The 11,786-nt window shown below is 45.5% G+C and carries 8 protein-coding genes; 6 read left to right on the plus strand and 2 right to left on the minus strand.

Features of this window, described 5'->3' with window-relative positions:
• The first annotated feature begins 131 nt into the window (after positions 1-131).
• The 3 genes from ACO6UX_RS11595 to ACO6UX_RS11605 all read left to right on the plus strand — a co-directional run bounded on the left by ACO6UX_RS11595 (position 132) and on the right by ACO6UX_RS11605 (position 4,595).
• Positions 132-2,402, plus strand: coding sequence for a zinc/cadmium/mercury/lead-transporting ATPase (locus tag ACO6UX_RS11595; RefSeq protein ID WP_422447685.1), 2,271 nt, complete (start codon positions 132-134; stop codon positions 2,400-2,402).
• 1,153 nt (positions 2,403-3,555) lie between these two features.
• A complete protein-coding gene (locus ACO6UX_RS11600; protein WP_269674035.1) occupies positions 3,556-3,999 on the plus strand; it encodes a helix-turn-helix domain-containing protein in 444 nt (147 codons plus the stop codon).
• On the plus strand, positions 3,996-4,595 hold the full coding sequence (locus ACO6UX_RS11605) for an IS630 family transposase (RefSeq protein WP_269675920.1): 600 nt from the start codon (positions 3,996-3,998) through the stop codon (positions 4,593-4,595). Before ACO6UX_RS11600 ends, ACO6UX_RS11605 begins: the two co-directional genes overlap by 4 nt.
• Here ACO6UX_RS11605 and ACO6UX_RS11610 read toward each other — a convergent pair.
• The gene (locus ACO6UX_RS11610) at positions 4,590-4,877 is read right to left on the minus strand and encodes a hypothetical protein (RefSeq protein ID WP_422447687.1); all 288 of its coding nucleotides are present in this window, start codon (positions 4,875-4,877) and stop codon (positions 4,590-4,592) included. The two genes, ACO6UX_RS11605 and ACO6UX_RS11610, sit on opposite strands and share 6 nt — an antisense overlap.
• Positions 4,878-5,242: 365 nt before the next feature.
• Here ACO6UX_RS11610 and ACO6UX_RS11615 point away from each other — a divergent pair, with 365 nt between their 5' ends.
• The 3 genes from ACO6UX_RS11615 to ACO6UX_RS11625 all read left to right on the plus strand — a co-directional run bounded on the left by ACO6UX_RS11615 (position 5,243) and on the right by ACO6UX_RS11625 (position 10,254).
• Positions 5,243-6,667: a transposase gene (locus ACO6UX_RS11615; RefSeq protein ID WP_422447689.1), complete on the plus strand. Its 1,425-nt coding sequence runs from the start codon at positions 5,243-5,245 to the stop codon at positions 6,665-6,667.
• 249 nt (positions 6,668-6,916) lie between these two features.
• Entirely contained in the window at positions 6,917-9,634 is a 2,718-nt protein-coding gene (locus tag ACO6UX_RS11620) for a carboxypeptidase regulatory-like domain-containing protein (RefSeq protein WP_422447691.1), read from the plus strand.
• Positions 9,631-10,254 carry a hypothetical protein gene (locus tag ACO6UX_RS11625; RefSeq protein WP_422447693.1) on the plus strand — a complete coding sequence of 208 codons (624 nt, stop codon included), beginning with the start codon at positions 9,631-9,633 and terminating at the stop codon, positions 10,252-10,254. Before ACO6UX_RS11620 ends, ACO6UX_RS11625 begins: the two co-directional genes overlap by 4 nt.
• Positions 10,255-10,384: 130 nt before the next feature.
• On the opposite strand, the gene ACO6UX_RS11630 is transcribed toward ACO6UX_RS11625, so the two are convergent.
• Positions 10,385-11,740: a transposase gene (locus ACO6UX_RS11630; RefSeq protein ID WP_422444684.1), complete on the minus strand. Its 1,356-nt coding sequence runs from the start codon at positions 11,738-11,740 to the stop codon at positions 10,385-10,387.
• Positions 11,741-11,786: the final 46 nt, after the last annotated feature.

Raw genomic sequence — 11,786 nt, forward strand, 5'->3', positions numbered from 1 at the left:
AAAGTATTAATCGAACAGACGCTTGATAATTGCACAATGCACTTAACAATATTCATTTTGATGGCTTGACGCACCACAAATATAAAATTATTTTTATATAAACATATTTTTATATTATGACGAGTGAAGCTATGTCATCCTGCTCCGCAACCGACAGTGACAGCCCACAGAGTGACACAATGAAAAGTAGCTGTGCTGCATCTTCATGCTGCGGCAATAACACTCAATCAGAAGCTTCTTCAATAGAAAGTCAGACTTCTTCGGTATCCGGCAGTATGCAGCTAAGCTGGATCATCACTGGCATGGACTGCCCGGGCTGTGCCGCCAAAATTGAGAATGCCGTAAAGGGGCTGAACGGTGTGACTCAGGCTCGGGTCACCTTTGCAACAGAGCGCCTGCTGGTAGAGGTTGAAAATCGAGCAGGCATCAATGACGACATCCTTAGAACTCTCAAAGAACTGGGCTTTTCAGTTAAGGACGACGCCGCTTCAGAAACGGCAGCTGGCAGTGTCCTGAAAAAATACTGGCGCATTATGTCACTGGCTACGTTTATGCTGTTCGCGGTATTGATTCAGGGCACCTTTCCCGTTGCTGGCAACGTGTTTTTTTACCTGGCGACACTCTGGGGGCTCTACCCTGTTGCGACCAAAGCATGGCAATTAGCCAGAAGTGGCTCTCCCTTTTCCATCGAAACCCTGATGAGCATCGCGGCCATTGGTGCCCTGTTTCTGGGTGAAACCGTTGAAGCCGCCATGGTGCTTCTGCTGTTTATGATCGGTGAGCATCTGGAGGCATTTGCGGCAGGGCGGGCTCGACAGGGTGTCCAGAAACTGATGGCGCTGACACCAGAAACGGCTTACCGTATTGACCGCGATGGGCATAAAACAGAGGTTTCTGCCCATACGCTGACGCCCGGAGACATCATCGAAATATTACCGGGCAGCCGTCTGCCCGTTGATGGTGAACTCTTAACGCCTAACGTTAGCTTTGATGAAAGCGCACTGACCGGCGAATCCGTCCCTGTTGAACATAACCCCGGTGAGAGTGTGATGGCTGGCTCGTTATCTGTGGATCGGGTTGCCCGACTCAGGGTAATTTCAAAGCCCGGAGAGAGTGCGGTTGACCGTATCATCCGTCTGATCGAAGAAGCAGAAGAGCGAAAAGCGCCAGTGGAACGTTTTATTGATGCATTTAGCCGCTGGTACACACCATTAATGATGTTTCTGGCGGCACTGGTGGCTGTTGTTCCTCCGCTGGTGTTTGCCGGGTCCTGGGTCGAATGGATCTACAAGGCACTGGCACTGTTACTGATCGCCTGCCCATGTGCTCTGGTGATTTCAACGCCTGCTGCTGTTACCTCGGCCCTGGCCAGAGCGTCTCGCAACGGTGCACTGGTCAAGGGTGGTGCAGCCCTTGAACTATTGGGTTCGGTCACAACGGTCGCCTTTGATAAAACCGGCACACTGACGGAAGGAAAGCCTGCCGTTACTCACATAGCATCGTTTGACCGCTCAACATTCAACCAAGAACCCAACCCAGAGCAGGAAATCCTGCGACTGGCTGCAGCCGTCGAGTCAGGTTCAACACATCCACTGGCCAAAGCCATCGTCGTCAAAGCTGATGAGATGAATATGAGGATCCCTGCGGCCACGGACATTGTGGCCAAAGCCGGACTGGGTGTGCAGGGTCAGGTGGAAGGCAAAGCAGTGGTCGTTGGCTCACCACGACACTTACAGGACAGTATTGATCTGATCACAGGTGCTCAACAGAAGCTCCAACAGCTAGAAGAGCAGGGTAATACCATTGCGGTGGTGACGGTTGAAGGGCATTTGGTGGGCTTTATTGCCCTGCGGGATGAACCAAAAGCCGAGGCTCCGAATGCCATCGCAGCCCTTAAAGCCATGGGTATCAACAGTATCATGCTCACTGGTGACAACCCACGGGCTGCGAAAGCCGTCGCCAGCCAATTGGGAATGGCCTATCGTGCGGATCTCCTGCCCGGAGATAAATCTGCTGAAATAGAGTCGCTACGCAAACAAGGCCGGGTTGCCATGATCGGTGACGGCATCAACGATGCCCCTGCACTGAAGACGGCAGATATCGGCATTGCCATGGGATCGGGTGCCGACGTTGCTCTTGAAACCGCAGACTGTGCGCTGACCCATAACCGTGTGGCAGAACTTGCGGACCTTATTGGCCTTTCCCGCGCCACCATGTCCATTATCCGCCAGAACATTTTTCTGGCCGTGGGCAGTAAAGCCTTCTTCCTGGTCACCACCCTGCTGGGCATAACCGGACTCTGGGTTGCTGTCCTTGCCGACACCGGTGCCACAGCCCTGGTCACCACCAATGCCCTCAGGCTATTGCGAAATAAAAAAGCGAGCCCGGATATTTCATATTAACAACGGGGTAAGGATACCCCCTTTGCTTTCAATGAGTTATATGTATATCAATAGGTTAAGAATGCACTTTAGTACAACCATTAATGGTTGTTAGTGGTTACAGACAGCTTTTTTCGACACCTGAGAATAAAATATACGACAAAACTCTGTCGGTCTGGATGAATGGTTAGTTCATAAGTGAGTGATATTATAGGGAGAGTTTATAGGTGGGGGAGAGAGTGAGAGATCACCATCATTCTGGCTACACAGAACCTTCGTTCAAATTTGGTATTGGTGCCCAACTGAAGCGAGGCACCACATGACACTGATTTTTCACTATCTGATAGGATTAAACTGGCTATTGGCTAAACAGTACATTTTCTTTTTAGTGAGATTATGTCGAGTCTTCTCTATGTCAAATGAACCATATTTATGACATTGATCCCTGAAATAATGCTGTGCCTGGCGGCGACATCCACGATTCTCTACGGAACCTCTCTTGTAATTAGAGCAAACTGCATTGTAGTCAATCTTGTTATTTTCATAGCTATTAACGAACCTGATAGTAAACATCATGTTTATTGATATTCACTGACCAGCTATTAAAGCTAATAAATAAAAGAACGGCCATGACTTTAAACTTCAAGGAAATAGATTGCATTTTGTTGAAAACCACTAAAACACTTTTTATCATCAGTACTCTTAGCTCAGGAACTCATTTAAGCCCATGCACAATGAAAGGGTGCTCTCTCGGGTTAATAGCTGACTCAGCAATCAAATAGAACTTTGCCTGACATAACGTTAGACCACAGTTGTTCCCCGCGCCCCTTGCTATGGATAAGAGATCTTGTTTCCAGAAGTACTTCTGCCCCGGCTAATTTCCACCTCATTCGTGAACCGCATAGCCGTTGTTTGACCAATGTCTTACATGCTGCTTCTGTGACTCCGGAACCGATCGGCCAGTTTTGCTCCAGAGCCTCTTGATACTTCATTAAGTGATGATTGTTGGTAAAGTAGGTCACTGCTTTGTAACGCTTTTCTATCAGTGCCGTCGTCTTTTTTGGGAGTTCTGCTGATTCAATTTCCTTATTGATTTGTACCTATTATAGGTAACGACCGTCGTATGATATTATTCTCGCCTTCATACCTTCATACCTCCATAAATGAGGCAGTAATGAATAATATTGACGGTCGCAGGCTTTCAGACTCCATCAGGGAAGAAATTCGATTCAAAGCAATAAAGGACTGGAATGCAGGTATGAGTCCTACAAATCTTGCTCACAAGTATGGAACCTCAAGAAAAATAGTCTATCAATGGATAGACCGATACAAACAGCGTGGCTGGGACGGCCTGAAAACCCGTACAGGTAAAACTGGCCCCAAGCCAAGACTGTCAGCCGTTCAGGAGCAACAGCTAAAGCTACTTCTGAGAACCCGAACACCTATTGATTATGGCTACCAAACTACATTGTGGACATGCCAGATCATAGCAGCACTCATTGAAAAGACTTTTCAGGTCAAGTATGTACCTGGCGGTGTTCGCAAACTGTTAAAACGCTTGGGTTTCTCGCCCCAAAAGCCTCGCTGGGGGGCTTGGGAACAGGATAAAAAAAAATAGAAGAATGGCTTGATGAGCGTTATCCCGCGATACTTCGGCAAGCAGAAGAACAAGATGCAATCATCTTCTTTCTGGATGAATCTACAGCAAAATCTGAGTGCCATCGTGGCAGGACATGGGGCGTAAAAGGACTAACTCCAGTTGTAAAAACAACAGGCTCCAGACACAGGTTGAACATTGTTTCTGTAGTGAGTTCAGAAGGTATCCTGAGATACCGGACATTTACCGGGAAAATGGATCGCTTTATGTTTGTTGACTATCTGAAGTCATTGGTCCGAAGTGTTGACAAGCCAGTGATCATAATCACAGATGGTCATCCTGCACACCGGGCAAAATATACGAAAGCTTATGTAGAACAAGAGCCGAAGCTGCTTGGGCTGCACATACTGCCAAGCTATTCTCCGGAGTTAAATCCTGATGAACAGGTCTGGAATCAGCTCAAAGAAAAGCTGGGAAAAGTCGCTTTGAAGACCAAAGATGAGTTCACAAGTTTTGTTCGTAGCAAGATGCGAGCACTACAAAAAATGCCTGAAGTGGTGAAAGGTTTTTTCAGGTTGCATGACACCAGATATGCTTGCAGGCAGTGTTACCTATAATGGTTGGAAATCAGTAAGTATTTTCCTGGCCGCACCGAACGTGTGTTTCAGGTTATGGAGCCTATCTTCTAACCAGAGCTTTCTCCTGGCTTTACTGTCTGGAAATAATGCTTCTGCTGCCCCGGCCAAGTATTCCGAGGCATGATAAAAATTGAGTATCTGAGCCGAGGTGTGCTCCGTCAGATAGCGCCAGTTTTCTTTAGCACCATCAGCGACCCCCACATAAGTCGCTTGCGGGTAAAGGCGTTTTAGTTTTGCAATCTCCTCGTCCAGTTTGCCCATAAAGCTATGCTTGCCATATTCAGGTGAGCTGGCGGTATAAATAGTGTGCAATCGATCATCACCATTGGCCGATTAAAGACTCAGGGTTCCACACATCGCTTCTCTCCAGCCGTTTTCACAGAGCAACATGCAGGTTCCATCCAGACCTATGGCAATGCTTTCGACAGGTTCTGGCAGGAGCGGCAAGTCATATTCGATGTCTTTCACTCGACTCTAAAGTTTTAGTCTGATTATTGGGTCAAATTTGAGCAGGTCTCACTGCTGCTACTCGGACTTTAGCTGCGCAGAGTCTTCATCGTGGCAACAGGAGGCCTACTGTACCAAGCTTGGTTGCAAAGTAATGTATTGGCAACATTCATGTAACCATGCTCATACGTATTCTTCCCTGCGCTACCCAATTTATTGATCATCTCGATCAAGCTTTACGTCGTGATCCGCAAGCTCAGCGACTGACTATCAAGCAACGCTATTTTCTAGCATTTGTCATTTCGGCAATGATTCTGACGCAGAAGCTCTGTTGGGCAACCATGGAACGTCGAAGCCTTGGCCAATACACATCAGCCGCCTTATGGTGGATGTTTTACCGATCCGAAATTGTCTGGCATCTACTGCTACGCATTAGTGTTCTCGTCATTATTGACCGCTATGGTTTATCAGAGGGAAATCTTCTCATTGACGACACCGGGCGCTCACGATGCAAACGAACCAAAAAGATAGGCAAGACCCACAAGATCAGGGAGAAGAAGACCAGTGGTTATGTCAACGGTCAGGAGCTGGTCTTTCTGGTTTTACAAACTCCGCTGGTGACCATTCCCATTGACTTCCGGTTCTACATGCCCGACCCGAAGATGACCGAATGGCGGAAGAAAAGAGACTTGTTGAAAAAACAGGGAGTTCCTCCAAAGGATCGGCCTCCCAAGCCAAAGCCCAACAGTGAGTACCCAACAAAACAGCTACTGGCACTGGATATGATTCAGGCTTTCCAACGGCACTTTCCTGATATAAACGTCACCGGCATCCTGGCGGATGCTCTCTATGGTGATGCCCATTTTATGGATGGAGCTTCCTCAGTCTTCTCGGGAACACAGGTGGTTAGCCAGCTCCGTTGGAACCAGACGGTGATCTACAAAAACAAAGAAGTTAATTTGAAGACCTATTTTGACAGTTATCTCGGGCCTGGCGTTAAAAAAACGCTGGTCATACGAGGAGGAAAGGAGCAAAAGGTGACGGTATTGTCTGCCCGTCTCAAGGTCAAAGCCCATGGGCAGAAGCGATTTATTATTGCTTTGAAATACGAGGGAGAGGACGACTATCGCTATCTGGCCGCCACGGATGTTTCCTGGCGTCATGATGATATTGCCCGGCTTCACACGCTGAGGTGGTTGATCGAGGTGTTCTTTGAGGACTGGAAACTTCATGAAGGCTGGTGCAACAGAGCCTTGCAGCAAGGCATTGAAGGGTCTGAGCGTGGCGTGATCCTGAGCGTGCTGTGTGACCATATGTTGCTCCTTCATCCTGAACAATCTGCCCGCCTGGAACACAAGCAGCCTGCGCTTACCGTTGGCTGTCTGGTCGAGAAGCTCAGAATCGATGCGTTGCTGGATATCATCCGGACAGTTGTGGAGTCAGAAAATCCTCAGGAGCAGTTCAAGAAGCTGACGGAGTCTCTGGAAGACTACCGGCCAGTGAGAATATCCAGCAAGCATATGGCGGGCAGGGAGCTGGGGAGAATGATGCCAACTGCTTCACTCAAGTATCGTTTGCCTGAATATCAAACACTCGTGCATTAGAAACTTGAGAGTCGAGTAAAATGATCAGCCAACCTGCGAAAGGGCCTGTTTTTGCCGTGTTACTTGAGGCTTTAAAACAAGTGCTGTAGTATTGCTCAGGATAATTTATACAACATATGTCGTATACTATTGCGTCAATATTCTTTGTTGTGATTATGGGTTACACGACTTGTAGTAATAGTTGGCTAGATGTAGTTGAAGCGAAGCTCGGCTCATTCAACATAATAAAAATATGCAAGGGATAGTAGAGTGCATAAGAAAAGCAAGTATTCATGTTGTTTGATTTTTGCTATCAATCTGTTTTGTCTTCTAAAAATTGGAAGTCTGTGGGCTCTTAATACGAAATTTCTTGAGAAAAATGTAGCAGACAATGGAAGTATTTTTAGTGACTCTGATCTAACCAGCGTTTCAAGATCTACGGTTGAGGCTGTCTTTACTTTGAGGCTTCTGGGAAATGTAGATCCCTCTATTCAGGCTAATGCGCTAAAATATTTGGAGAGTTTTAAGCTGGAGAGTCTTGAAACTGAATCTCTGTCAGCCATTACATTTCATAAAATCAGACAAGGCGTTCCTGTTGCTACTGAACTTGATGAGATCCTGAGTCGTCAAAATCAGGATGGCGGGTTTGGTAGCCATGAGGGATATGATAGTAGTGTATTCGATACGGCTGTAGCGCTTTATGCGATATCACAAGTTTCACAAGATCAAATGGCTGAAGCAGCCGCTATTCAGTACTTGTTAGACAGGCAGGATAAAAGCGGAGCTTATTCTGTCTATGATTCTAATGAGTCTTCCATTCCCGTAACTTCTCTTGTCTATACAGCGCTTCAACCCTACAGGTTTAAATATAAAGATATTCCCGATGCTTTACGTGAAATAGGGTACTACCTGTTAGAAAATCCACCGGTTGATTCTGGTTTGGATGGGGTTTGGAAAAAATCCATTGCTTTGCTTGCAATCATTCCTGAGATTCGGGATTCCCGCCTGTATAGCACCCAGGTAAATGAGTTGAAAGCTAGTCAGCTGTCTGATGGATCTTGGGGTGGAGATGTTTTTGTAACAGCCTTATCTCTCCGGGCTCTTCATCTTGCGAGTAATATCACCTTCCCTGAAGAGCCAACGGCTGGGACATTCAGTGGCAGGGTGTTCTCTGTCAACCAAAACCTCCCGTTGAGTGATGTTGTTGTTAGCGTTAAGGGTCAAGAGGATAGAGCCTCCAGAACCGATGACAAAGGTTATTTTGTTGTTAAAAATGTTGAGCCCGGAAAACATGAAATAGTCTATTCAACTGCAGGTTACCAAGCAGTTAAGCAGACAGCTGAAGTAACAAAAAGCCAGGTTGTAAACCTTGGCTTCGTCAGGCTTCAAGCTGCCCCCAATGTAGTAGTAATCACCGGTGAAATACTCATAACAAATTCTGAAGTGCCCATAAGTGGCGCTACGCTATCGCTTGTAGACGAGAAAGGTGAAGTTAAATACACAATAATTAGCGACAGTTCAGGGCAGTATCAAGCTGAATTAGAACCGGGAAAATACAAGATCAAAGTGACAGTGCCTGGGTATAGAGAAGTTTTTGTGGATGCAGATTTGGAAGCAGGAAAGAAAATGCTCTTTTCCCCATCTCTTGTTAAACAAGGGGAGCCTGAGGACATAAAACTTTCAGTTGCAGGAGTGGTTGTTGATTCAGACTCAGGTCAAGTCATTGAGGGTGTCAGAGTTGAAGTACAGAGTTCTACTGCCTCGGTGTTAACTGATGGCGATGGCCGTTTTGCTCTTGATGATCTGGAAGCTGGAAAGATCACTCTGGTTGTGTCAAAAGGGGGGTATCAGGAAAGGTCGCTTGAGTTTATAGCAAGTGCAGGAAATAAGGTTAATGTAGGGAATGTGCTGCTTGTTAAAAAGTCTGAAGGGGTAGACGACAATAGTTCCTTGTTTGGTAAAGTGATTGATGCTGTCAGCGGACTTCCGATTCAAAATGCTACGATAGCAGTTGATGGTTCGGATCAATCAACAAAAACACTGTCTGACGGAACATACACTCTTGATGAAGTAAAAGATCTGAAATTCAAATTGTTGGTAAGTGCGTCAGGGTATTGGAGTCAACTGCCAGAAGTCGATATGGATGCGCATGGAAGATTACAGTTCAACGTCTCTTTGTCTCCCTCAGATTTGGGTGGTCTTAGCGTTACTGAGCTAGGGGCAGGAAGTTCTGACTTTTCAGCATATGAGCCCATTTCAATTACAGCGACTATTAAGAATGCAGGCGATGTTCCGAAGACTGCGCAACTGTATATAGAAGTTCTGGATAGTGCTGACAGGGTTCTCTTTGCAACACCTGTTGGTAGTATGGCGGGGGGGATTGGACCCGGCGATCCGATTGTGATTCTACCTGAAAAATCTGTTTCTGTAGACGCTAACTGGTTTACCGCGAATAAACCGGCGGGTAGATATCGCATTAAGCTGTCTGCTTATGACAAATTTACAAAGCAACTACTTTCTGAGAAATACTCCACTATTACGATTGTTGAGACTAGCGCATTGGCTCAGGTCAATCTCAGGTTAAACAAAGCATTTACTCATGTTGGCGCAACAGAGCGAGTGTTGTTAATGGCTGATGTAATTAATCGCTCAAACCAGCCATCTGATTTCACCTTTAAAACGATTTGGCGTGATGCTGGCACTGACATTATAAAAGAGTCAGATACAGTGCTGAGCTTGCTTGGCAGTGATACAGAAAAATCAATCGATTTGCTGGATATGGAATACTCCTTCAAAGAAAGCGGGCGCTACCCGTTTACTGTTGAATTGAGTGATTCGCAGTTATCGCCCGAAATTCAGGAAATCTCTGTAGAGGTTGCCCCTACTGTTCGAGTTGAAGCTGAGCAAAGCATATCTGAGAAGGTTATTACTCCTGATGGGGATAGAAAAATCACCATTGAAGTAAAGATCAAGGGAGTTGAGCAATGAGAATCAAGGAAAATGACACCTCTACATTGGTGATGGCTCTCGCCCTTATATTAATAACTGCATTGGTCGCTGCTAATGCTTATGCAAATGGCAATAGTGGTAAAAATTATGTGCTGTCATTTATGCCAAATCATAGTGGTAGTGCTCGCTTATCTGTCATTATATCCAGTGAACAGAGCGCAAGTGGCACTGTACTCATACCAGGACTTAATTTTGTAAAAGATTTTTCGATTGAACCAAACTCTATTGCTCGTATAGAAATTCCATCCAAAACAGATGAGCCAAGCGTAAATAGTATTTCAAATCTTGGGATACGTGTAACAAGCGACGTTAAAGTGGCTGTGTATGGTTTAAGCCAAGAACAACATACAACAGATGCTTTTTATGGATTGTCCGTTGATACTTTGGGGACTGAATATTCGATACTTGGTTACAAGGGGCTCTCAGGAAGCTTGCCCTCTGAGTTTTCAGTAACCGGGGTTTACGATGGTACCGATGTTACCATTACACCTATTTTAAGCGCACATGGCAGGCAAGAAGGAGAGCCGTTTACGGTTACGTTGGACGCTAATGAAGTTTTTTTGTTCAATGATCCCAGTAGTGGCAGCTACTCCCGATGAATACACGTCAGCTGCCACAACCAGAAAACTGACATACTCATAATTTCTGAAAACACAAGAGAACCCTCAACTTTCGCTGCTAAGAAAAATAACTATCATCACCCTGAAAAATTCTGGCTATCTTGCCAAATCATGATGTGTCAAAAGCTATCTTTTGTGCTTTAGCACCATGGGCAATGGCTTTAAACAAACTGTCCCAGCTATCAATCATTAACGTGAGAAAGAAGCTGGTGATTTTCCTCCATAATCGCTTTCGTGTAGGCTTCTTTGGTTTATTTAAAGCCTGCTGAAATTTTGGACAAGAAAATTCCTGAATCTGATCAACCAGGAATGCGAGAAAAGTAAGGTAGGCGAAATTCGTAGCCAGATGTTTTTCGCCATGACCGTAATTGTGTTCAAGTTGATAGCCTTGATTTTTCAGGGTATTAAACGTTTCATTTTCAATGCGCCATCTACAACGGCCTCCTCGCATCACGGATTCAACGGTATCATCGGTTAATTCAAGATCAGTTACCCAGCACCAGACATGCTGGATCCCTTTTTTGTCGATTTCAATGTAATCCAGAACATTAACCCGCTCTGTTTCATCCTGAAGATTGAGGGGGACGTTATTGGCGTAGCGGAATTTATGAGTCGTGTTATTTTTCTCATCAACGATTTTGTGGTGATGAACCTGGCCTTCGTCATAAAGGGCATTCATGGCCTCAATAAGCGACACATGGTTACCATCTTTGGCCACGATAATATAGTGCCAGCCATGCTCTCTGATCAGAGCAATGGTAGGGTTGTCCGCATATAGACCATCCAGAAGAATCACCAGTTTCAGGCGTGGATGGTCATGTTTTGTCTGCGCCAGAAAACGTCTTATTGCCGCTTTTTCACAATCATTTTTTGTGGAACCATCCTGTCGGCAAATTGCTTCCGGCGCTAAAGGAATGACGGTTTTTCTGGAAGGGTGGACAATACAGCCCCCCATAATATTGTGGTAAAAGGTTTCACTTTTTTTGCCCTCGTTTTTAATGCAGCAGTCATCACAGCGGCAGGTTCCCGAATAAAAGAGACCCGTACCATCAATAGGAAGCAGATAAAGATCTTTCAACTTGCCACATTCGAATGCATAAGCTTGCAGAGCACCATTGCGCTGAACGACAGAAAACAATTCTTTAAACGGCGTCTTCAACCCGAGTGGATTAACCGGGTCAACAACCTCTCTCATTCTGGTATCGGAGGGAACTTTGCCATCTTTTACGTGATAGAGCTTTTCAAGATTATGACAGCAGATTTCATCAAGCCGCTCTTCATCAAACCCTAATAGTGAATCGAACTTTTGATGCATCATCGCAAAAGCAGATTTCAGAAAGTTAGGAAAGGGTATCACGCATTTATTTGGACGATGATCTGGAATGCTGTCGAAGCATTCTGATACCTTTTTTATCAAGTAAGAAGCACTGAATTGCCTGACATTTTTCTGAATAGCCGTACCCATGACTGACTCGACGACAATGATTGAGTAATATGCAATTTTAGTCGAA

Origin of the sequence: Endozoicomonas sp. ALB091, assembly GCF_049310265.1 — a bacterium.
GTDB lineage: Bacteria > Pseudomonadota > Gammaproteobacteria > Pseudomonadales > Endozoicomonadaceae > Endozoicomonas.